Here is a 21,887-nt window from a genome sequence, read left to right on the forward strand (position 1 = left end):
CGACGGCGGTCAGGCGAGCGAGCGCAGGGCTTCGGCCGGGCGGAGTCGTGCGGCACGCCAGCCGCCCACGACGCCGGCGAGCAGCCCGCCGAGGATCGCCAGGCCGACGGCGGCGGCGACGACCCACACGGTCACGGGCGCGGAGAGCGCCACGTCGACGGCGCTGGTCGTGGCGTCCGCGGCCTGGCCGAACGGGCCACCACCACCGCCGCCCGGCCTCGCACCGCCCGGCATCTGACCGCCACCGCCGGGTCCGCCGACGGAGATGCCGCCGCCGGACGACCCGCTCAGGGTGATGCCGGCGAGGTTGATCGCGACCACGGCGACCGCCCCGAGCACGACCCCCGCCACGCCCCCGACGAGGCCCTGCATCACGGACTCGCCGGCGACCTGGCCGACCACGCGGCGCTTCGCCCAACCGATCGCCTTGAGGGTGCCGAGCTCGCGCGTGCGCCGGTTGACGCCGGAGACGGTGAACAGGATGGCCAGGCCGAACGCAGCGGCCAGCACGATGATGCTCAGCCAGGTTCCGAGCGTGCCGACCAGCGACGACGCGGTGGACAGCGACCCGGTGACGTCGCCGGCGAGGTCGGACTGGGTGCTGACCGAAGCGTCGGGCAGGTTGGCGGCGATCGCGTCCGCGACGGCGTCGACGTTGTCGGCAGAGTCCACGGAGACGTAGACGTCGGTGACCTCGCCGTCCAGGTCGGCCAGCGTCTGGGCGAGGTCGAGCGGGACGTAGACGTCGGAGCCCGTCGCGACGCCCTCACCGGTCGTCGAGGTGACGGTGCCGACCACCTCGAGGTCGCTGCCGCCCACGCTGATCGTGTCGCCGACGGCGACCTCCGCGGTCTCGGCGTAGGCCGAGTCGAGCACTGCGACGTGCTCGTCCCCGTCCTGGAGGCTGCGGCCCTCCGCGACCTCGACCGTGGTGAGCGGCCCGACAGCGTCCGCGGACGGGTCGATGCCGGTGACCGTGAAGGAGTCGACCTCGAACGCGCTGCCGCCCGCGCCGTCGGGCCCGCCGCGGCCGCCGGCGCCATCCCCCTCGCCGCGCTCCGGCATGCCCTCAGTCGCGTTCATGTCGGGCATCTCGCCGCTGAAGGAGGTGCTGGTCAGCGTGAGAGCGGCCGCCGCGTCGGTCACGTGCTCGACACCCTCGATCTCGTCGAGGGCGGAGGCGTCGAACGACGCCGTGCCGCGTTCCACGCTCAGCTGCGCCTGGTCGAGCGAACGCGTGCCGTCGTCGTCCGCCTCGCCGGCCTCCGCGCCGAACTCGAAGCGGCCGGGCCCGCCGGCGGCTTCTCCGGCCTGGGTGACGGTGACGTCCGTGCCGACGCCGTAGACGGACTCCAGCACGGATGCCTGGGCGTCACGGACGCCCGCCGAGACGGACGACACGACCATGACCAGGGCGATCGCCACGGCCAGGCCGACGGCGACGACGGCCGTCTGCTTGCGTCGGTGCCGCAGCTCGCGGCGCAGGTAGGTGAGGAACATGCCACTCCTTGTCGAGGGGCGCAACGGCCCGCGGGGCCCGGTGTCGACCGAGCCGTGTCGTGGCGGAACCTAGTGAGCGAACCTCGAACGGACCTGCTGTTTGCCTGTGACGGACCTGTGAAGCCGCAGTTCAGGGAACTTCTGGAGGGCATGCTGGACGGCTGCTGATTGCCGTGCCGAGCGACGTCGTTCGTCCCTTCAGTCGGTCGGGCGGTGCCCGAGTACGCCGGCGATGCGCTGCTCGATGGCCTCGGTGGCGGCGTCGGGCAGCACGAGGATCCCCTCGAGCTCCTTCATCGCGCGCCGGTAGGCGGCCTGTCGCTCCGCGTGGCCGGCGCCGGCGTCGTCGGCCAGCGCCAGCAGCTTCTTGGCGCGGTCCAGGGCGCGCCGCTCGTCGGCCGTGAGATCGGAGTCGCGCCGGCGCTTCGCCTCGCGCTCGGCGACGTCGAAGGCGAGCTGGTAGTCGCGCACCGCCTCGCGGTAGCGGTCCAGCAGCCCCCGGTCGCGGAGCTCGTCGGGGTCGTCGGGCCGCAGGGCGTCGGCGTCCCGCCGGGCACGGTGGAAGGCGACGGTGACCTCCTCGCGCATGTCGGTGATCACGGGGTACTCGAGCGTCTTGGCGGCGTCCAGCTCGTAGGAGAGCCACCGCCGGTCGGTCTCCTCGTGCGCGGCGACGACGCGCTCGATCTCTCGGCCGAGCGCCTCGGAATGATCAGGAGCATCGGACCCGCGGCCCACGGCGCCGTGCTTGATCCGGTACATCTCGATCTTGTCCCGGCGTCGGCGCTCGTCCCACTTGCGGACACCCTCGAACCAGGCGCCGGCCATCCCGCCCAACGGGAAGACGAGCCACCAGTACGAGCCGACGAAGTCCCAGAACCCATCCACCGCCCCCACGATAGTGCGCGCCACCGGGCGCGGTGCGGCTGCTCGCCACGTGGGCGCGGGCGCAGCGGGCCTCGGACGGGGCTACCCTGGGGGGCGTCAACCCTCCATCGTCGCGGGCGTCGGCGGCCCCGGGCACTGAGCGTGCCTGAGCCGGGCCGCGGCGGCCCGCGTGCCCTCTCAAAGGAGCATCCGTGGCAAGCATCGAAGCCGTTGGCGCGCGCGAGATCCTGGACTCTCGCGGCAACCCCACCGTGGAGGTCGAGATCGCCCTCGACGACGGCACGTTCGCACGTGCCGGCGTCCCGTCGGGCGCCTCCACGGGCGCCTTCGAGGCCGTCGAGCGCCGGGACGGCGACTCCGACCGCTACCTGGGCAAGGGCGTCGAGGGCGCGGTCAACGCCGTCATCGACGACATCGCTCCCGAGCTCATCGGCTACGACGCCGAGGAGCAGCGCCTCATCGACCAGGCGCTGATCGACCTGGACGCCACCCCGAACAAGGCCAAGCTGGGCGCGAACGCGATCCTCGGCGTCTCCCTCGCGGTGGCGAAGGCGGCCGCGAAGAGCGCCGGTCTGGACCTGTTCCGCTACGTGGGCGGCCCGAACGCGCACGTCCTGCCCGTGCCGATGATGAACATCCTCAACGGCGGATCCCACGCGGACTCGAACGTCGACATCCAGGAGTTCATGATCGCCCCGATCGGCGCGAGCTCCTTCAAGGAGGCCCTGCGCACCGGCGCCGAGGTCTACCACGCGCTGAAGTCGGTGCTCAAGGCCGAGGGCCTGGCCACCGGGCTGGGCGACGAGGGCGGCTTCGCGCCGAACCTGTCGAGCAACCGTGCGGCGCTCGACCTCATCATCACCGCGATCGAGAAGGCCGGCTTCACGCCGGGCACGGACGTCGCGCTCGCGCTCGACGTCGCCGCCACGGAGTTCTTCTCCGACGGCGCGTACCAGTGGGAGGGCGGCGCCAAGACGCCCGACGAGATGGTCGCGTTCTACGAGGGGCTTGTCGCCGACTACCCGCTGGTCTCCATCGAGGACCCCCTGTCCGAGGACGAGTGGGACTCCTGGTCCGCGCTCGTCGCGAAGGTCGGCGACAAGGTGCAGATCGTCGGCGACGACCTGTTCGTCACGAACCCGGAGCGCCTGACCAAGGGCATCGAGACCAAGGCTGCGAACTCGCTGCTGGTCAAGCTCAACCAGATCGGCACGCTCACCGAGACGCTCGACGCCGTCACGCTCGCGCAGCGCAACGGCTTCACCACGATGACCTCGCACCGCTCCGGCGAGACCGAGGACACCACCATCGCGGACCTGTCCGTGGCCACCAACGCCGGTCAGATCAAGACCGGCGCCCCGGCTCGTGGTGAGCGCATCAACAAGTACAACCAGCTCCTGCGCATCGAGGACGCCCTCGACGACGCCGGCCGCTACGCCGGCCGCTCGGCGTTCCCGCGCTTCCAGGGCTGACACCCCCGGCCCGCTCGCCGGGCCCGACGACGGCCGGTCACTTCTCACCGAGGTGGCCGGCCGTCGTCGTGCCTGGCCCCCTTCCGAGCGTTTTGCCGATGTCGGTAGTTCGTGTCGAGGTCGGCAGTGCGCACTGCCGACCTCGACACGAACTACCGACATCGGCAAAACGGGTGGAGCGGCGAGGGGAGCGGCGGCCGAGGGATGGCGCGCCGGGGAGGGTGCGGCGGCACGGGCGGCCGATTCGGCACAATCGTGACGTGCCCTCCCGTCGACCGACCACGCCGCGCCGCCCCACCTCCCGCCCGGGCGCGCGGACGCCGTCCCGACCGGCGCCGACGGCGCGCTCGCGAGCGACCGGCGCGAGCAGGACGACGTCGACGAAGCGGGGCAGCGCGCGGCGGCCCGCGGGCCCGTCCCGGGACGACCGGCGCCGCAGCCGGCTGGGGCTCGTGCTGCCCGAGGTGCTCACCGTCCGGTTGCTGGTGCTGTCCGTGGTGGTCCTCCTGGCCTTCGTGCTGCTGCTGCCCACCGTGCGTGGCGCCGTGCAGCAGCGCGCCGAGATCGACCGCCTGCAGGCAGAGCTCACCGCCTACGAGGCGGAGCGCACCGAGCTGGAGAACGAGCTGGGTCGTTGGGAGGACCGTTCGTACGTGGTGGAGCAGGCGCGGACGCGGCTGAACTACGTCATGCCGGGGGACACGGTGTGGCGGGTGATCGACGGCGACGAGGTGACCGACGGCGACGCACCGGCCAAGGACGAGGCGGCGACGGAGCCCGTCTCGCCCGCCGGCCCGGCGGGCGCGCCCTGGTACCAGGCCCTGTGGGAGTCGGTGCAGGTGAGCGACGACGCCGCGACCCACATGCACGGCGAGAGCGTCGAAGGTGACGAGAGCGACGGCACCGACGGGGGACCGGGCGGCGCCGACGGGGGAGAATGACCCCGTGACATCTCAGCACGAGGCTCCTGCCGACGATCCCGCGGCCGTGACCGACCATGACCTCGAGGTGCTGGCCGAGCAGCTCGGCCGGGTGCCGCGCGGCGTGGTGGGCATCGCGGCCCGCTGCGTGTGCGGACGGCCGCTGGTGGTGCGGACCGCTCCACGCCTGCCCGACGGCACCCCGTTCCCCACGACCTACTACCTCACGCACCCGGGGGCCGTCGCGGCGGCGTCGCGGCTCGAGGCCGACGGGGTCATGCGCGAGATGTCGCAGCGGCTGACCGAGGACGACGACCTCGCCACGGCCTACCGGAGCGCGCACGAGCACTACCTGGCCCGGCGAGCCGAGCTGGGGCACGTCGAGGAGATCGACGGGATCTCCGCGGGCGGCATGCCGACCCGCGTCAAGTGCCTCCACGTGCTGGTCGGCCACGCCCTGGCGGCCGGGCCGGGTGTCAACCCCCTGGGCGACGAGGCGCTGGAGCGCTTCCGCGACCAGTGGCGACCGGACCGGTGCTCGTGCTGAGCGCACCGGACGGGCGCGTGTCGGCCCGGGATGAGAGGGTGCGTCCGTGATGAGCAGCACCCGTGTCGCCGCCGTGGACTGCGGCACCAACTCGATCCGTCTCCTGGTCGCCGACGTCTCCGGCGACGGCACCCTCACCGAGCTGGACCGGCGTATGGAGATCGTGCGCCTGGGGCAGGGTGTCGACCGCACCGGCGAGCTGGCCCCCGAGGCCCTGGAGCGCACCCTGGCCGCGTCGCGCGACTATGCCAAGGTCGCGGCCGAGCTCGGGGCCACCCGCGTGCGGTTCGTCGCGACGTCCGCCACCCGGGACGCCCGGAACCGGGGGGACTTCGTCCACGGGGTCCGTGCCGCGCTGGGCGTGGACCCGGAGGTCGTCTCGGGCGAGGAGGAGGCTCTGCTGTCCTTCCGAGGCGCCACGAGCGGGTCGGCGAGCGAGCATCCCGGTCCTTACCTGGTGGTGGACCTCGGCGGCGGCTCGACGGAGCTCGTGCTGGGCACGTCGACGCCGGACGCCGCGGTGTCGATGGATGTCGGGTCGGTTCGGCTCACCGAGCGCCACCTGCACTCCGATCCGCCGACGGCGGCAGAGGTCGCGGGCGCGGGCGCGGACGTCGACGCGGCGCTGGACTCGGCGGCCGCCGTCGTCCCGCTCGGGCGCACCGCGACCCTCGTCGGCCTGGCGGGTTCGGTGACGTCGGTGACGGCGCACGCCCTGGGGCTCACCGCCTACCGCCGCGAGACGATCAACGGCGCGGTGCTGAGCGTGGCGGACGTGCTCGCGGCGTGCGACGACCTGCTGCGCCGGACCCGCGAGGAGCGGCTCGCGCTGGGCTTCATGCACCCGGGCCGGGCGGACGTCATCGGCGCCGGGGCACTGGTGTGGTCCCGGGTGGTGCGCCGGGTGCGCGACGAGGTCGCGGCCGCCGGCGGCGAGCTGACGCACGTCGTGACGTCCGAGAGCGACATCCTCGACGGCATCGCCCTCTCCCTCGCCTGACCGACGACCCACCACCTGTGCCACCGCGCCACCTCGCTCCGCGCTGTGGGTATGAGATCTCCCGACTCTCGGCGTGCAGACCGGGAGATCTCATACCCGCAGCACCGGGTGGGTGTGTCGCTCGGTACTAGTAGCGCGCAATGCGCGGTACTGTCGTCCGCACAGGACCGGATCGGAGGCACCGTGGACACCACACAGCTGCTCAAGGGAGTGCTCGACGCGGCGGTGCTCGCCGTGGTCGAGACCGAGGACGGCTACGGCTACGACGTCGTACGCCGTCTGCGCGGCCGGGGGCTGGAGGGCGTCGGCGACGCCTCCGTCTACGGCACGCTGCGCAGGCTCTACGCCGACGGCGCGCTGACCAGCTATGTCGTGCCGTCCGGGTCGGGACCGCACCGCAAGTACTACGGCATCACCGCCCACGGGCGGCAGGTGCTCGCGATCCACCGCAAGGAATGGCAGGAGTTCGCCGGCACCGTCGGCGGGCTGCTCGGGACCAGGAACGAGGCCGCGTGATGACCACCGACGGAACCACCACGACCGCCGCCCCCGGCGCGATGCTCGCCGCTCACGTCCGCGGTTACGCCGAGGCGGTCCGGCTGCACCTCGCGGACCTCGGACCCGAGGTCACCGAGGACCTCACCGGCGGCCTCGAGGCGGACCTCGCCGAGGCCGTGGCCGACGCCGTGCCGGTCGCGCACGCCGACCACGGCGACGACGTGGTGCTCGACCTCGCCGCGTACTTCGGACCCGCCGAGGCGTACGCGTCCGAGCTGCGCAGCGCCGCCGGGCTGCCGCCTGCAGGCCCTCCGCGGCGGCACGGGGTCGGAGCGCTGGCCGCCGCTGCGCGGTGGTGGGCCGGCCGGCGCGACCAGTGGACCGCACTGCTCGAACCCGTCGTCTCGACACGGCCGTGGGCCATGGTGCGAGGCGTCGCCCGCGACCTGCGGCCGGTGTGGTGGGTCGCGCGCGGCTGGCTGGTCGCGATGCTGGTGATCGCATGGTTCGGTCAGGACTACGTCGGGGTGCTCCCGACGAGCGGACCGGTCGGCCTCGTGCCGACGGACCGGACCCAGCTCGTGGTGCTGGCGGTGGGTGCGCTCGTCAGCTTCCAGTGGGGGCGCGGCCGGTGGCTGCCGACCAGCTGGCGGCTGCCGGTGGTGGGTGCGACGAGCGCGCTGGCGATGCTGCTGCTGCCGGCCGCGCTCGGCGAGACCAAGACGCAGATCCTGTACGGCGCGCTCGACGACGGTGGCTTCGCCGCCGGCTACCAGGCGGGACGGGCCGACGGCGAGGACGTCGCGCAGGCGGTCGCCTACGGCGGGGTCCCGGGGGACGACGGAGTGTGGGTGGACGGCATGCAGGTGTCCAACCTGTTCGCGTTCGACGCGGACGGTGACCCGATCAAGGACGTCCAGCTCTACGACGACCGCGGCCGGCCGGTGCGCACGGTCTCCGAGGAGGTGACCTACGAGTCCTGGGAAGTGCCGCAGACGGAGGGGCCCTGGTACTTCCAGCCCGCCGTCGCCGCGGACGGGCGCGAGCGCTGGAACACCTACCCGCTGCGTGCCTCGCGAGAGAGCGACATGGAGTGGCCGACCGCCGGACCGCCGCAGCCCGCCGTGGGCGCACAGCCCGAGACGATGCCCTGGCCCTTCCTCAAGGCGCCGGTGGAGATCGAGCCCGACGGCGGTGCGCCGGACGAGCCTGCGGCCGCGGACGGTGAGGGGTCGCCGGCGCCCGCGCCCTCCGGCGACCCCGCCGGACCGGCGGACGACGGCGCGACGCACGCTCCGCCGTCGGACACCGAGGACGCTCGGTTCCCCTCCCCGGAACCGACCACGAACGGCGGCGCGACCACCGTGCTGGACGCCAGTCCGCAGCGGTGACGGACGGTACAGCGGACCCGCGCGCGAGCGGTCCGCTGTCGGTCGTAGACTGGGAGCCATGCCTCAGAACGTTCTGTCGACGGACACCCCTGCCCAGGACGCACCCGCGCCCACACCGCGTCCGCGCAAGGTCCCGCGCATCGTCGTGCTCGGCGGTGGATCCGTCGGGCTCTACGTGGCGCGCCGGTTGCGCAAGAAGCTCGGGAAGCGCGAGGCGGCGATCGTCGTCGTCGATCCCCGGCCGTACATGACGTACGCGCCGTTCCTGCCCGAGGCCGGCGCCGGCTCGATCGACGCGCGCGACGTCGTCGCCCCGCACCGCATCGCGCTCAAGGGCATCGACGTGCTGCAGGGCAAGGTGTCGCACATCGCGCACGGCGACAAGAAGATCACCATCCGCCCGGAGGAGGGCCCGGACTACGAGGTCTCCTACGACCAGCTCGTGATCGGCCTCGGCTCGGTCTCGCGCACGCTGCCCATCCCGGGGCTCGCGGAGAACGCGATCGGTTTCAAGAACGTCGAAGAGGCCATCGCGGTCCGCAACCACGTGCTGAACCGCATGGACGTGGCGTCGTCGACGTGGGACGCGGACCTGCGCCAGAAGATGCTGACCTTCACGTTCGTCGGGGGCGGCTTCGCCGGCATCGAGGCGCTCGCGGAGATCGAGGACATGGCGCGCTACGCGACGCGCAACTACCCGACGATCGAGGCCGAGGACCTGCGCTTCGTGATGATCGAGGGCACCGGTCGCATCCTGCCCGAGGTCTCCGAGCCGATGGGCGAGTGGGCGCTCGAGGAGATGAAGAAGCGGGGCATCGAGTTCCACCTCAACACGTTCCTGAGCTCGTGCGAGGACGGCCACGTGGTCACGTCGACGGGCGTCGAGTTCGACACCGAGACGATCGTGTGGACCGCCGGCGTCAAGGCGAACCCGGTCATCAAGGAGAGCTCGGACCTCCCGGCCGACAAGATGGGGCGCGTCACCGTGCGGGCCACGCTGCAGGTCGAGGACGAGAACGGCGAGGTCGTCCCCGACGCCTGGGCCGCCGGCGACTGCGCCGCGGTCCCGGACCTGCTGAACCCGGGCGCCTTCTGCCCGCCGAACGCCCAGCACGCGATCCGTGAGGCCACCCAGCTCGCCGACAACATCATCGCGCAGCTCAAGGGCGCCGAGCTCGTGGAGTACAAGCACAAGAGCGTCGGCGTCGTGGCGTCGCTCGGCCTCTACAAGGGCGTCGCCGAGCTCTTCGGCTTCCTCAAGCTCAAGGGTCCCCTCGCGTGGCTCGCCCACCGCGGCTACCACGTGATGGCGATGCCGACCGGCAACCGCAAGCTGCGCATCCTCATCGGGTGGATCGGCCAGTTCCTCATGGGCCGCGAGATCGTCTCCCTGGGTTCGCTGCACGACCCGCGCGACGAGTTCCGCAAGGCCTCGGTGCCGCCGAAGCCGAAGGACGAGAAGGTCGAGCAGAAGGCGGAGTCCTCCGCGGCGAGGGCCGAGAAGGGCTGACGGCCCCGTTCGGCACTTCGCGTCACGTTCGGTACCTTGAACTGCCGAACGAGGCCGGAAGTGCCGAACGTGGCCGCCCGTTCGCGTCGTCGGCGCCCCCGTAGCCCAACTGGCAGAGGCAGCCGGCTTAAACCCGGTCCAGTCCCGGTTCGAACCCGGGCGGGGGCACGCGGCGTGACCTGCGCAGACACTCGGTCGGGACGCCCGCGTACACGCGCTGTGTACACACGACCGCCCGAGATTGCCCGCCCGCGCCCCGGATTCACCCACTAGACCCAGGGCGCAGGGCGCGTTCCAGGCCTACCGTCGAGGGATGACGAACCTATGGGCACGCATCGTTGCGCGGGTCTTCGGGGGCATCCTGCTGTTCGTGTTCGGAGGCGCAGCCATCGGTGGCGCAGTGACCAGGGGCTGGCCGCTCTACATGGTCCTCCAGCCGGCCTTTTGGGCGCTGGCCGGTGTCGCGCTGATCGTGTGGGCTCACTTCGGCGCGAAGCGGGCCCGCGCTTGAGTCATCCGCCTCGATCTGCCGCCGCACCGCAGCCGCCAGCTCCGGGTCCCGGCCGGGCCGCTCGGGCAGCCGGCCGACGACGGCGCGGTACTCCTCGTCGAGCTGCGCGAGGGCGAGCACGGTGAGCGGGTCCATCGGCCCAGGGTGCCCGACGGCGGTCCGAGAGAGCGCCCGGCGTCCACAGGGCTGGGGATATCGCTCCGACGTCTCAGGGGGTGCGCGTCGCAACCTTTGCTGACGGATCGGGGTGATGTGTTGCAATGTTCGGGGATGCCTGGGCGTCACGAACTCACCCCCGGGGCGCTCCCTAGATGCATGGATGAACTCATGACATGGGCCTCGGTCGCCACCGCCGTTGCGACGAGCGTTCTGGCTGTGGCGGCACTCTTCGCATACCGCGCCGCGATGGCCACGCTCAGGACAGCCCAGGAATCGAACCGACAGGCACAGCGGGACTCGATCGCGCGGACGCGTCCGTACGTGCATGCCGAAATCATCCCCGGCCTCGCTGGGCATCAGTGTTACGACCTGCGGATCACCAACACGGGCCGCTCGACAGCGAGGAACCTCGTCGGGGACGTCGTTACCTGGCCGAGTGACCTCGACGATGTGGGCGAGCAGATTCGGGACTTGCTCACGACCCCGCGGAGCCTCCCTCCGGGCGCAAGCCTGCGGGTGATGTGGCGACTCGAAGGCGCATTCACAGACGGCACGTCCGAGGCTGGAATGGGGCCGCAGCACATCGTGAAGCTTGAGTACTCGAGCGATGACCCGTCTGCACCCCGGTACGAGGACCAGTTCGAAGCCCTCACGATTCGGTCCGGGCTGTGGCCGATGCCGTCGGACGGGCCCAACCCCCAGAACCTGCACGGCGAAGCCCTGCAGTTCTACAAGCTAGGTCGGGCCCTGGTGCGTCAGGTCGGCGAGCTGTCTCGGTAGCCAGCCGACAGTGCCTCGCAGCACCCCTGCTCGACCCACGCTGTCCACTCGCCCCACCCTGGGTAGTCGGCCCGGAAGGCGAGCATCCCTCGTGCGCGCGCCGTGACCACGCCGTCGAGCGTCACAACGTCACCGTCGTAGGTCCGCGCCGTGCAGCGCGCCGGCCGCGGATCGTCGTAGGGCTCGTGCTGGGGCGGCCGGGCCACCTGGTGCGCGATCAGGTGGTGGTGGTCGGGGATCGGCGGGCGCATGGGTGAAGTGTGCGCGCTGCGGGTGACACGGTGGGCAGGCGGGAGGACGGTGAAGGCATGGCACTCGACCGAAGCGTGACTCAGGAGTTCGTCGCGGCCGCTGAGGCGCGGGACGACTACATCGAAGAGGTGGAGAGGGGCGCCCTCCTCGACGATGACCGCCTGACAGAAATTTACAGGCGTCTCGACGCAGCGAAGGCAGCATGGGAGCGGATGATCGAGCGCGGTCCGTGAGCACGACGAAGCGCCCCCTCCCGCCGTGAGGCGAGAGGGGGCAGTCTCGTGGTGCGGAGAGGTCAGTCGACGTGCGGGTCTCGCTGGCCGTCGCACTCACGCGAGCAGGCGTCCGCAGCGGCTCGTGAGCCGAACGGCCTGCCGCACTCGCACTGGTGCGGCTTGAGCTCGCACGAGCGCGCGGTGCACGGGCCGTCGAGGTCGCAGGGCGGGCAGGTGGTCACGGCGTGCGCCCCGTCGGCCGCCAGCCCATCTCGATGAGCCGCTCGACCTGGCGATCGCCGATCGTGAGTCGGTCCTCGCCGTCGAGCTGGTGGAGGATGTCGACGACCTCGGTCTTCGCGTCGGACACCTCCGGCACCTCGTAGCCGGCCGGGGCGGACACGTCCAGGTTCGTGATGTCCGCGACGCCGTCGGCCGAGACGGGAGCGTAGCCCTGGCCGCCGGCCGCGAGCCACGGCAGGAACCGCTCGAGGAACGCCTCGACGGCGGGCAGTGCCAGGACCCGGGTCACGGCGCCGGACACCGCCAGCGCGACGGCGGTCCACGGACCGAGGTTCGCCGGGTCGCCGTCGCTGATCGCGTCGAGCACCGCGGGCACGAGCGTCGCCAGCCCGGCGACGACCGCGAGGATCGTGCGTACGGTGGCACGCCACGGGTGGGCGGACTGGGTGGTCTTCGGTGTCGTCATCGGATGAAGCCTCGCTTCGAGTTGAGGACCTTCTGGTGGGACTTCGCGGCCGTGCCGCCGTACCAGAACTCACCGTCGATGCGCTCGTCGTACTTCGCGTGGTCGGTGAGGTAGGTCTGCCAGCCGGTGTTGAACTTCGGTCCGACGAGGCCGTCGTCGGCGCCGGCGTCGATGCCCTTGTCGGTGATGACGGCCCACAGGGCGTGGATCGTCGCGGAGCCGTCGTGGTCGCGGTAGTCCGGGTCCCAGTCCCAGCCCGTGGTGAAAGCGGAGTTGTCGTCCTTCCAGTGCGGGTTCTGGTGGTCGATCCGACCGTCGATCGCGCCGTCGTAGCGGCCGGCCTCCTTGAGGCGACGCTGGGTCCACTCGATGGAGCTCTCGCCGAGCTTGCCGTCGACCTGCACGTTCTTCGTCGACCCTGGGATGCCCGTGAGGCGACCGTCGCGGATCGCGCCCATGACCGACGGGCCCGGGCACGCGGTCGACGCGCCGGGCACGTCCTGGTGGCCCTCGACCCGCTTGCCGGGGGCGATCTCGGCGCGCAGCTCGACGAACGTGGCGATCGCCGCCTCGCTGAGCGTCTCGTCCATACCGAGGACGAAGAGCACGCCGAACCAGTCGGCGTTGGCGTCGGGGTTCGCGGCCGAGGCGCAGTGCGCGGCGGTTCGCTTGCCGGCGAGCTCCCAGGCTCGGCCTGCCTGGTCGACGGCGTAGTTGTAGCCGATGTCGGGCCAGCCGCGGGTGTCGACGTGGTAGTTGCGCCAGCTGCGCAGCGCCGCAGCGACGGCGGACTTCGCGGTGCCGATCTTGCCCGAGGCGGGCCAGTGGCAGGCGATGCCGATGGGGTCGACGTAGGGCGGCGTGCGCCACCAGCCGGGGTCGGTGCTGGTCCACTCGGAGCGGGGCAGGATGTTGATCACGAGGTGCCTCCTGGGCATGCGAACAGGCCCGACGGCGGGCGCCGACGGACTGCGGGTGGGATGGGAGTCAGGTGAGGAGGTTGAGCAGCAGGGCTGTCGCGGAGACAGCGAAGCCGCCGAACGCGATGAAGGAGCCGATCACCCAGCGGCGGGTCTTGACCTGCTCGGCGTGTTCCTCGGCGATCTTGGTCAGGATCGCCTTGTCTCCGGCGGCCACTGACTTCTCGACAAGGTCGAAGCGACGTTGCGCCTCGGCTTCGTGGTCGGCGAGGTCGCGGCGAAGTTGGGCGTCGGCGGCGTCGAGGCGCTGCACGGTGGCGTCGTGCGTGTCTCGGGTGACCATCGTGTCGAGCCGCCGGTCGAGGCGGTCGAAGCGGCCCCCGACGTCGGTGCGCATGATCTCGACGGCGAGGACTGCCGGGTCGTCGGAGCGGCGCATGATCTCGGAGCGGTGCTCGGGTGGCGGTGTCATGCGGCGGGCCTCAGAGCAGCGAGATAACTTCGTTGATGACCACGTAGCCAGGATCGTTGTGCGAGATCGCTACGACGCCGGGGGTGCCGGACCCCGAGGCGGGGTAGAAGTACCCCGATGCGTTGCTGGAGAGCGAGTTAGTCCCGAGGGGGAGGCGCATGAAGGTCCCCAGGTCGTGCCGGTACCCCTCGGGCAGAGTGAAGGCCGGATTGGCGCCGGTCGAGGACGTACCAACGGTGGTGAGCCTGGCCTGGACGTGCAAGTTCCCGGCCGAGTCGCGACGGTAGCGGCCGGTGCCGCCCCAGCCGTTCTCGTACAGCGGCGCAAGGTCGTGCCACGGGTCCTCGGCCTGGTGGGCAGTCTCCCACGCTCCCCCGACTCGGACGTAGAGGATGCCGTCGGCGTCCGACCAGACCCGCATCCCGTCGACCGGGTCCGGGATGCGCGTCGAGAACTCCGCGAGCGCGAACGGCACGTGCAGGTCGCCGCCCGCGACGCTGGTGTACGTCGACGTCTGCTCGATCTGCGAGTCGAACGTCGACAGGTCGGAGGCCGACACGATCGCACCGGCCAGCGCGAGGGCGCCCGTCGGGATCGACGGAGCCGACGGCGTGCCCGACACGTCACCGATCGCGACCCCGACCTCGACCCCGGAGTCCGGGTCGCCGTTGTCGACGTCGCGGTGCAGCACGTAGACCACGTCGACGCGCGAGCCCGATGCCGGGGCCGGGTCCGTCGGGACGCTGATCGTGCCGTCGTTGCCCGTCAGCACGACGCCGTCGGACGAGCCGCGCGACAGCACCACCGCGAACGCCGGCACGCTGTACGCCCACCCGCCAGTGCCGGTCACCTGCGCCGGGGCCAGCAGACCCGCACGCGGGCTACCGTCGGCGAGCTGGGAGAACATCCCCGCGAGGGACTTGCGGGCCTCGACCGGGGTCGTGCCCTGGGACGCGTCAGGCCGGACGAACAGGCCGCGGTACTCGGTCATGAGGTGCTCTCCTGGGGGTTCGGGTTGTCGGTGACGGGCTCGAGCGGGAAGTTTGCGTCGACGCGGGCGCCCTTGACGAGCCACGAGAACTCGGTGCCCGCCTGGCCGTAGACGGTGAAGGTGCCGGCGGTGACGCGGGAGGCGCCGAGCGGGGTCGGGGCGCCGATGGGCGTCACGAACACGGCGCGACCCTCGGGCTTGACGAGCGCCTCGAAGTAGTCGGGCAGGTCGACGCTTACCTCGCCGTCGGGGCCGATGGTGCTCTCGCCCCAGTACTCGACGCCCGAGACCGGGGACTCCGTCGACCCGTGCATCAGGTCCAGGCCCGGCTTCGTCGGGTGCGGGATGCGGAAGTTCTTCGTGCCGTTGACCGTGAAGTTGTTCGAGACGCGCACGGTGCCCGGCGCCACGAGCCACAGGTCGTCCGACCCGCTGCCGGAGTAGGCGTAGGTCTGGTGGGGAGTGCCCGACGACCTCCCCAGTAGCCACTGATCATCCGAGTCCTGCAGCAGGCTCAGCGACCCGTCTTCCGCGGCTAGCGCCACGCTGCCTGTAGTCGCCCGCAGGCTCAGCCCGGTGTCGCCTCGAAGGACCACGTCGCTGCCGGCGGTCACGAACATGTTGTCGCCCGCGCTGACCTGCATCTCAGCTTGTGCGGTCACGAACGCGTTGGTCTCGGTCGTGGCGTGTAGCTGGCCCTGGGTGCCGATCCAGACCGAACCGGGGTCCGTCGGCGTGCGGCCGCCCACGATGACCGCGTTCTCGACTTCCGAGGTTCGCGCTGCGGTGAACGGTGGCAGGAGCCAGATGGCAGGGCCGCCGCCGTCGGACTCCCCGGCCACGACGCGGCCCTCGTCGTCCGCCGCGCTGTTCTTCATCCACATGGACCCGTTGTCGAACCGGATGAGGGGCCCGAACCCGGAGTCGACGACGAGCTGCCCGCCGTCGTGTATGGTGACGTCGCCGCCGTCCTTGATCTGCAGACCGCCACGCGAGATCGACGCGTTCGACAGCGGGGCACCCGAGTTGAGCGCCTCGACGCGCCGGTACAGGTCACGGATGTACCCCATGACCGCGGCGCCAGCGCCCGCAGGCTCCGCACGGCGGCCCTTCCACCCGTCGGCGTCGGTCACGTCAGCGTCCTTCCATCGTGGGGGCCAGCCGCAACGACACCTTCGTGCCGTTCGTGCCGGAGATCTCGAGGATGCGGGTGCGGTAGACGCCCTGACGCAGGTAGATGTGCCCCGGAGGGATCGACACCGACGCCCAGTCGCCGGGCCGGTAGCGGCCCAGCTCGGGCTGAGAGGTGCCCGTCTCTAGCGTCCACGTCTGCCACGGCCGCACCGACCCGGACACGAGCGCGTCCGCGTAGTCGTCCAGCTGGTCCTGCTCGGTCGCGTTCGACGACTCGGACCGCTCGAGCAGCGGCATCCCGGCCGCCTCCCACGTCACGCCGGACACGGGGTCGGCGTCGGTCTCGGCGTACCCCATCGGCACGGCCTCTTCCATGCCGTCGCCGACGTTCCAGGCTCGCTGCGCCACGTCGGAGGCGTCACGGTCCACGCCGAGCAGGCGCAGCTGCCCGCGTGCGGCGCCGCGGTCCCACCGCCAGTCGTCGCCGCTCTGGTGCAGCAGCGGGTCCGCACCGGTGCCGGTGCGCATCACCCAGTCGATGCCGAGACCGTCGTCGGTGTACTGCGGCTGGAACGCGATGTCGGGCCCGCCCTGCACCTCGATGAGCTGGCGCAGCCGCTCGCCGACCTGGCCGAGCTCGTACCCGTAGTAGGTGCGCTGGTGCGGCCCGGACTCCCACGAGGGGAACACGATGGGCACGCTGGACCGCTCGTGCGACATGGCCGTCTGCACGAGGTAGCGGGCGATGGTGCCCAGCGACCCCGACCACGACACAGTCCCGGCCTGCGGCGCGGCGACCCCGCCGGTGCCGATGGCTTTGCGGCGGTCGAGCCAGGACCACAGGCCGCCGGCGCCGACGGTCAGGTGCCCGGTGGCGTCGTCGTACCCGTGCGATACGACGGGACCCGCTTCGAGGACGCGCCCGTTCTCGGTGACCGCGGCCAGGTAGCAGCGCCACGGCTCGACGTACCCGAGCAGCGCCTGCCGGGTCGCCTCGGGCAGGGAGCGCAGCGGGATGGTGGCCTGCACCAGTCCGTTGCCGTTGAGGATGGTGGACCAGCGGGCGCCGCGCTCGGTGGTGGGGACGTCGGCCAGGATGCGGCCGGTCAGGAACTCCCCGCAGATGATGTGCACGCGCTGCGCCATGGTCACCACCAGCCCGGGGCGTACACGGCCCGCAGTGTCGCCGGGGTCGGCGACCCCAGCGTCAGGAACTGCACCTCGGTGGAGCCACCGGCAGGGATCGGGGACCACTCGCGCAGCGTGAGCAGGCCGGACCGGTCGGCGACGTCGTCGAGCAGCACCGAGCCGTCGCCCGTGTCGATCGTGAGCGTGGACCCGAAGGGCACGTACCCCTCGAAGCGGATCCGCCGCCCGGTGGGCACGTCGACGATCTCGAAGCCCTCGTTCGCCGTCGGCCCCGACACCTCGTACACCGGCCACGTCTCCGCGGTGCCCGGGTTGCTCAGGCTCAGGCGCCCGGACGATGCCGGCTGCCCGAACTCGAGGAACCCGGTGACCATGTCCTCGCCGTCGGTGAACAGGTCGAACTGCAGCCCGGACCCGGACGAGTCGCCGAACCCCGTGCTGGCCGACTGGCCGGGTCCGTACCCGACAGGGTCGGCCGCGTACAGCTGGCAGGCCGCGTCGGTCACCAGGTCCACGTCGAACACGGCGTCGACCGGGATCTCGAACCGGCGCACCTTGACATGCCAGCGCAGCAGGCCCTGGCGAGGCAGCCGCACCCACAGAGTGACGACGCGGCCCGGCACCATGACCCGCTCCAGCGCATCGAGCGCCGCGCCGTAGGACATGCTGTCGGTCGCGCGCACCTTCCACGACAGGGTGAACGTGCGTCCGTCGGCCCAATCCGGGGCGTCCCATGTGCCATGGGCCCACGGGCGCGCCTCGTCCTGGACGCGGACCGGCGGCAGGCTCTTGAACCCGTTGCGCAGCCGCCACCCATACGGCGTGCCCGGCCCCACGGCGAGCCCGTCCAGGGTGCCCTGCCATGCCTCCGTTGCGGCAGGCGGCGGGGACAGCAGCGCGTCAACGCTCATCGGCGGTACTCCCATTCCCACTCGTCGGCGACTGCGCGTGCGATCGCCTCGGGGTCGTTGCTGGTCGCGTGCACCGTGACGCTCATCGACGCCGGGCCGGAGTAGGCCTGACCCGACATCTGCGCCTGCGTCGGTGCGTCCACCGCACCGTTCGCCCGCGTCGTCAGCACGGCCCCGAACCGGTCCGCGACCTCGGCCAGGATGTCCATCGACCGGCCGCGCTTGGCCGGGCTGAGCGGGATGTACGCCTCTCCGCCCGTCTCGGGCTCGGCCCACACGCGCCACTCGCCCGGCGCAGCGATCTGCGCCGTGTGGTCCTCGTAGAAGCCGCCGTCGGCGAACGTCGGCCCGCCCCCGACCGAGTTGGGGCCGGCCACAGGACGCGAGTAGACGTCCATCGTCGCGTTCAGGCCGCTGATGTAGCGCTGCACCGCGTTGGCCTGGGCGTAGGCGCTACCCGTGTCGGCCGCGACGTCGATCTCGGCGTGCAGGTCGTTGATGTACCTGCGAGCCTCGCGGCTCTCGCGCTTCGCGTCGCGAGTATCGGCCGTGACGTCGGTCTCGGCCTTGTCAGGAATGTCGAGGATCTCGTCGATCAGCTTGCGAACCTCGCCGCGGTCGTGGCCGGCGGCCTCCGCCTGGTCGAGCAGATCCCGGCGGCCCTTCCGAACAGCCTCGTTCGCCTTCTCCTGCGAACCTGTCTGCTCCAGCGTCGAGTCCCCGAGCGCCGAGATGTCGTCCGTCAGGTTCACGATCTCGCGGATGTTGTCCCGGCCGGCCCGCGTCCCGTCGTCGAGGGTCGCCTTCCAGTCGTCTTCCTTGTCGGTGAGGTCCGCGAGACCGTCCGCGAGGTCGAGTCCGGCCTCAAGCTGCGACTGGTTCAGGTCGTTACGGGTCTCGATCTCGCCGTTGGCGCGGCGGAGCCGGAGCTCGTACTCCGCCTCCTCATCGTTCAGGCCCTCCTGAGCAACGATGAGCGCGACGGCGATCTCCTCGGCGTCCTCCTGCGTGCCGATCTGGGCTTCGAGGACCTCCTTGGCACGCTCGAGCGACCTGCGCCGCTCATTGTCCGCCTCGGTGAACTCGCCGAGCTGACCCGTGGCGCGCTCCGTGGCGTCCGCCATCTCGAGCAGCTGGGCGGCGCCGCCCCCGAGGCCGCCGGACTCGGCCACCTCGCTCGACGCGCGCAGCTTCGCCGTGAGGCCGTCGAGCTCCCGGTTCACGTCGAGCAGCGAGTCCTGCATGTCGGGCAGCGACCCCGAGGCGATGGCGCCGATCGCGTCAGCGCCGTCCTCGCCGAGAGCCTGGAGGTCCTGGGAGACCTGCTGGATGTTCGTGGTCGCCTCGTCCTGCCAGAAGGTCCAGGCCTTGTCCTCCTGGACCTCAGTGGCCCAGTCGCGGAACCGCTCGCTGGCGTCGTCGAGCCCGTCGACGTACCCGGTCGCGATGTCGCCGGCGGACTCCTTCGCCTCGGTGTTCTCGTCCGCGAGATCCTGCGCAGCGGCGATCGCGACCCCGAGGCCGGCAGCGATCGCGACGCCCGCGGCCACGCCCGCCGGCCCGAAGCCGGAGAACGCGTTCGCGGCGAGGTCACGGAAGACGTCGGTGACGTCCTCCCACTCGCCGGTGAACGAGGTGGCCGACTCCTTGGCGATCTGGTTCGACTCGTCGCGGAACTCGCCGAGCCCGTCGGAGGCGTCGCCGAGCTGGCGGCGGACCTTGTCGGCCTCGATCTCGATGTCGATGTCGACGTCCTCGCCGTCGATCTCGCGCAGCTGATCCTGGAGTCGCTCGGACTCTCGCAGCGCGTCGTCGACGTCGGCCTGAACCTCGGCCTCGGTCCGCGACCGGTCGACGTCGTCGAGCTCGGACTGCAGGTCTGCGATGTCCCGCAGCGCCTCGGTCGCGTCGGCGACGATCTGCGCCTCGGACACCTGCCCGTCGAGCGCGTCGGTCTCGCCGCGAACGGACTTGACCGCGGCGTCGATCCCGGACGTGTCCGCCGTGAAGGCGGTCTCCAGGGTGGCCACGCGGAAGGTCGAAGCCATCAGTCACCTCCGAGTGCGTGACGCAGCCGCGACGACTTCTCACCGGGCAGGCCGAGGATGAGGGAGCGGACCGGCGGCCATGGCCGCAGCCACACCGCCGGGTCCGTGAGATCTACGCCGTACAGGTGCGCCAGGTCGGAGACGATCAGCCGCCAGTGCGGCAGCAGGTCGGGCCAGCTGACCCGACGGCCAGAGGCCTGCTCGCGTCCCGGCAACTGGGCGACCCTCGACGGCACAGGGCGGTAGTCCTCGTACATGCCCGTCACCGGGTCTTGGACCCCGACCCCGACCCACGCTTCGCCCCACTCTTCCGGCGCGGGTGGGGCGCCTTCGCTTCCCCCGACGCATCACCCTTGCTCCGGTCGAGGTACCGCTGCGCGGCGGCCGGCCCCGAGGTCCACGCCAGCAGAGCGACGCGGGCACACTCGTTGACGACGACGCCTGGCACGCCGTCGGACTGCATCTCCTCGACGACCTGAGCGCCGAGCGCCAGGACGGGGAACGGCGTGTCCCCCAGCGCCTCCACGACAGCCTCGGCGCGCTCAGTGTCGTCGTCCATCCGCTGGGCCGCCATGAGGGCGGCGCAGCGCGCACCGACCGCCACCGACGGGGGCCGCACCCGGTAGGTGCGGTCCCCGATCGGCAGCAGCAGCGCAGCCTCGTCCTCGACGGCGGCCAGATGCTCGGTGAGTCCCGAGAGGTCCATCAGCCCGCCACGTAGACGTACGGGTCGGACGCGCCGTTGGCGTTCGTCACGACGATGGGCACGTTGCCCGCCGTGATGCCGGCCGGGATCGTGGCCACGATGGTGGACGACGAGATCACCGTGAAGGCGTCCACCGGCGTGGCGTCGATCGTGACGTCCGTGGTGCCGCCGAAGCCGGAGCCGTTGATCGTCGCCAGGTCGCCCGCGGCGCCCCCGGACGGCGTCGCCGAAGTGATCGTCGGCACGTCGTCGTCGTCCGCCCACCGGTCGAACGGGTTCTCGATGCGCTCGGCCGGGCCGGTGCCCGTGATCGTGACATCCCACCGCTCGTTGGCGCCGGTCGGGTCGATGTTGCCGCGCACGATCGCGACCGTGCCGACACCCTGGAACGCCTCGCGCGGGTCCGGCGTCGTGCCGTCCGCAGGCTTGTGGTACCAGCGCGCGCCGATCTTCGCGGCCTCCGCGATCGCGTCGCCGTACCGCTCCTGCAGCGCGAGCAGCTCAGCGGGCAGCACGCCGTTCGCCCGGTTCACGTACACCGAGAGCGACAGCACCCACGACCACGCGGACACGTCCGCGTTGGGCGAGCCCTTGTCATCGTAGGTCTGCGCGTCCTGCGTGATCGGCGTCATGGTCGGCTGCACGTTGAAGATGCGCCGGATCGCCTGCCACAGCGGGCTGCCGGACGTGCCGAGGTCGAGGTCGACGCCGTACTCGTAGCTCTTGCCGAGCGAGGAGCCGGCCGGAAGGGTCGGGTCGTAGGGGACCATGGGTCATGCCTCCGTGTCTGGGATGACGATGTAGGAGTCGGCGCGCTCGGCACGCCGGTTGCCGTCCACCCCGAGCGGCGCCACCTGGAACCGCTCGGCGTGGTTGAGTCCCGCGACACGGGACAGTCCTTGGAGGGCGCGGAACGCCTGGGACGCGAGCGCGTCGGCGCCCGCCGGGTCGAACTCGGGTCCGCGGAACCGGACCTGCACGCGGCGCACCGCGTAGCCGTACTGCTCGCCGTCGAGGATCAGCTGGTCGTCGGCGGCGTAGAGCGTCACGCCGACGGCCTCGTCGGGCTCGGGCGGGATCGCGCCGTAGAACAGTGCCGGGGCGTTGCCGCTCGGGACCGTTCCCGGGCCGGTGCGCTCCCATCCGGTGCGCGCCGCCAGGACGTCGATCAGCGCGTTCACGATCTCGTCGTCGCGCACGACTC

25 protein-coding genes and 1 tRNA gene are annotated in these 21,887 nt (G+C 71.8%); 10 read left to right on the top strand and 16 right to left on the bottom strand.

Translation table 11 applies throughout. The annotated features are described in order from the left end of the window. Positions 1-9: 9 nt before the first annotated feature. Both UQW22_RS09805 and UQW22_RS09810 read right to left on the bottom strand, forming a co-directional pair. The gene (locus UQW22_RS09805) at positions 10-1,500 is read right to left on the bottom strand and encodes an ABC transporter permease (protein ID WP_407316588.1); all 1,491 of its coding nucleotides are present in this window, start codon (positions 1,498-1,500) and stop codon (positions 10-12) included. 198 nt (positions 1,501-1,698) lie between these two features. After that, positions 1,699-2,388, bottom strand: a complete 690-nt coding sequence (locus tag UQW22_RS09810; RefSeq protein ID WP_407316590.1) for a hypothetical protein — start codon at positions 2,386-2,388, stop codon at positions 1,699-1,701. 191 nt (positions 2,389-2,579) lie between these two features. Here UQW22_RS09810 and eno point away from each other — a divergent pair, with 191 nt between their 5' ends. The 8 genes from eno (at position 2,580) to UQW22_RS09850 (ending at position 9,894) form a co-directional block, all read left to right on the top strand. Next, positions 2,580-3,860, top strand: coding sequence for a phosphopyruvate hydratase (eno, locus tag UQW22_RS09815; protein WP_407316592.1), 1,281 nt, complete (start codon positions 2,580-2,582; stop codon positions 3,858-3,860). Between the two features lie 260 nt (positions 3,861-4,120). Beyond that, positions 4,121-4,801, top strand: a complete 681-nt coding sequence (locus UQW22_RS09820; protein ID WP_407316594.1) for an FtsB family cell division protein — start codon at positions 4,121-4,123, stop codon at positions 4,799-4,801. Between the two features lie 4 nt (positions 4,802-4,805). Next, a complete protein-coding gene (locus tag UQW22_RS09825) occupies positions 4,806-5,327 on the top strand; it encodes a DUF501 domain-containing protein (protein ID WP_407316596.1) in 522 nt (173 codons plus the stop codon). 49 nt (positions 5,328-5,376) lie between these two features. Beyond that, complete coding sequence (locus tag UQW22_RS09830) at positions 5,377-6,327, top strand: exopolyphosphatase (protein WP_407316598.1); 951 nt, start codon at positions 5,377-5,379, stop codon at positions 6,325-6,327. Positions 6,328-6,510: 183 nt separating this feature from the next. Then, positions 6,511-6,843, top strand: coding sequence for a PadR family transcriptional regulator (locus tag UQW22_RS09835; protein WP_407316600.1), 333 nt, complete (start codon positions 6,511-6,513; stop codon positions 6,841-6,843). Next, positions 6,843-8,216, top strand: coding sequence for a hypothetical protein (locus UQW22_RS09840; RefSeq protein WP_407316602.1), 1,374 nt, complete (start codon positions 6,843-6,845; stop codon positions 8,214-8,216). The genes UQW22_RS09835 and UQW22_RS09840 overlap by 1 nt, the downstream gene beginning before the upstream one ends. 58 nt (positions 8,217-8,274) lie before the next feature. Further along, positions 8,275-9,726, top strand: coding sequence for an NAD(P)/FAD-dependent oxidoreductase (locus UQW22_RS09845; RefSeq protein ID WP_407316604.1), 1,452 nt, complete (start codon positions 8,275-8,277; stop codon positions 9,724-9,726). A gap of 94 nt (positions 9,727-9,820) precedes the next feature. Further along, positions 9,821-9,894: transfer RNA gene (locus UQW22_RS09850), tRNA-Leu, on the top strand. A 154-nt stretch (positions 9,895-10,048) separates the two neighbouring features. Here the strand turns inward: UQW22_RS09850 and UQW22_RS09855 are convergent. Next, positions 10,049-10,372: a hypothetical protein gene (locus UQW22_RS09855; RefSeq protein WP_407316606.1), complete on the bottom strand. Its 324-nt coding sequence runs from the start codon at positions 10,370-10,372 to the stop codon at positions 10,049-10,051. A gap of 180 nt (positions 10,373-10,552) precedes the next feature. On the opposite strand from UQW22_RS09855, the gene UQW22_RS09860 reads away from it, so the two are divergent. After that, positions 10,553-11,176: a hypothetical protein gene (locus tag UQW22_RS09860; protein WP_407316608.1), complete on the top strand. Its 624-nt coding sequence runs from the start codon at positions 10,553-10,555 to the stop codon at positions 11,174-11,176. Here the strand turns inward: UQW22_RS09860 and UQW22_RS09865 are convergent. Continuing rightward, the gene (locus UQW22_RS09865; protein ID WP_407316610.1) at positions 11,152-11,427 is read right to left on the bottom strand and encodes a hypothetical protein; all 276 of its coding nucleotides are present in this window, start codon (positions 11,425-11,427) and stop codon (positions 11,152-11,154) included. The two genes, UQW22_RS09860 and UQW22_RS09865, sit on opposite strands and share 25 nt — an antisense overlap. Positions 11,428-11,484: 57 nt before the next feature. Here UQW22_RS09865 and UQW22_RS09870 point away from each other — a divergent pair, with 57 nt between their 5' ends. After that, a complete protein-coding gene (locus UQW22_RS09870; protein WP_407316612.1) occupies positions 11,485-11,661 on the top strand; it encodes a hypothetical protein in 177 nt (58 codons plus the stop codon). Between the two features lie 220 nt (positions 11,662-11,881). Here UQW22_RS09870 and UQW22_RS09875 read toward each other — a convergent pair whose 3' ends face one another. The 12 genes from UQW22_RS09875 to UQW22_RS09930 are packed head-to-tail and all read right to left on the bottom strand — an operon-like array spanning position 11,882 to position 21,882. Further along, complete coding sequence (locus tag UQW22_RS09875; protein ID WP_407316614.1) at positions 11,882-12,352, bottom strand: hypothetical protein; 471 nt, start codon at positions 12,350-12,352, stop codon at positions 11,882-11,884. Then, positions 12,349-13,290: a peptidoglycan recognition family protein gene (locus UQW22_RS09880; protein ID WP_407316616.1), complete on the bottom strand. Its 942-nt coding sequence runs from the start codon at positions 13,288-13,290 to the stop codon at positions 12,349-12,351. Before UQW22_RS09880 ends, UQW22_RS09875 begins: the two co-directional genes overlap by 4 nt. Positions 13,291-13,339: 49 nt before the next feature. Next, complete coding sequence (locus tag UQW22_RS09885; protein ID WP_407316618.1) at positions 13,340-13,744, bottom strand: hypothetical protein; 405 nt, start codon at positions 13,742-13,744, stop codon at positions 13,340-13,342. A gap of 10 nt (positions 13,745-13,754) precedes the next feature. Further along, positions 13,755-14,735, bottom strand: a complete 981-nt coding sequence (locus tag UQW22_RS09890) for a hypothetical protein (RefSeq protein ID WP_407316620.1) — start codon at positions 14,733-14,735, stop codon at positions 13,755-13,757. Then, on the bottom strand, positions 14,732-15,868 hold the full coding sequence (locus tag UQW22_RS09895) for a hypothetical protein (RefSeq protein WP_407316622.1): 1,137 nt from the start codon (positions 15,866-15,868) through the stop codon (positions 14,732-14,734). The genes UQW22_RS09890 and UQW22_RS09895 overlap by 4 nt, the downstream gene beginning before the upstream one ends. A gap of 1 nt (position 15,869) precedes the next feature. Next, positions 15,870-17,015, bottom strand: a complete 1,146-nt coding sequence (locus UQW22_RS09900) for a hypothetical protein (protein WP_407316624.1) — start codon at positions 17,013-17,015, stop codon at positions 15,870-15,872. Between the two features lie 2 nt (positions 17,016-17,017). Continuing rightward, positions 17,018-17,929 carry a phage distal tail protein gene (locus UQW22_RS09905; RefSeq protein WP_407316626.1) on the bottom strand — a complete coding sequence of 304 codons (912 nt, stop codon included), beginning with the start codon at positions 17,927-17,929 and terminating at the stop codon, positions 17,018-17,020. Continuing rightward, positions 17,926-19,977: a hypothetical protein gene (locus UQW22_RS09910; protein ID WP_407316628.1), complete on the bottom strand. Its 2,052-nt coding sequence runs from the start codon at positions 19,975-19,977 to the stop codon at positions 17,926-17,928. The genes UQW22_RS09905 and UQW22_RS09910 overlap by 4 nt, the downstream gene beginning before the upstream one ends. Further along, entirely contained in the window at positions 19,977-20,234 is a 258-nt protein-coding gene (locus UQW22_RS09915; RefSeq protein ID WP_407316630.1) for a hypothetical protein, read from the bottom strand. Before UQW22_RS09915 ends, UQW22_RS09910 begins: the two co-directional genes overlap by 1 nt. A gap of 5 nt (positions 20,235-20,239) precedes the next feature. After that, complete coding sequence (locus UQW22_RS09920; RefSeq protein ID WP_407316632.1) at positions 20,240-20,683, bottom strand: hypothetical protein; 444 nt, start codon at positions 20,681-20,683, stop codon at positions 20,240-20,242. Next, on the bottom strand, positions 20,683-21,453 hold the full coding sequence (locus UQW22_RS09925; protein ID WP_407316634.1) for a phage tail tube protein: 771 nt from the start codon (positions 21,451-21,453) through the stop codon (positions 20,683-20,685). The genes UQW22_RS09920 and UQW22_RS09925 overlap by 1 nt, the downstream gene beginning before the upstream one ends. A gap of 3 nt (positions 21,454-21,456) precedes the next feature. Further along, positions 21,457-21,882, bottom strand: coding sequence for a minor capsid protein (locus UQW22_RS09930; protein ID WP_407316636.1), 426 nt, complete (start codon positions 21,880-21,882; stop codon positions 21,457-21,459). Positions 21,883-21,887 lie beyond the last annotated feature (5 nt).

Source organism: Isoptericola halotolerans (assembly GCF_045689585.1).
GTDB lineage: Bacteria > Actinomycetota > Actinomycetes > Actinomycetales > Cellulomonadaceae > Isoptericola > Isoptericola halotolerans_B.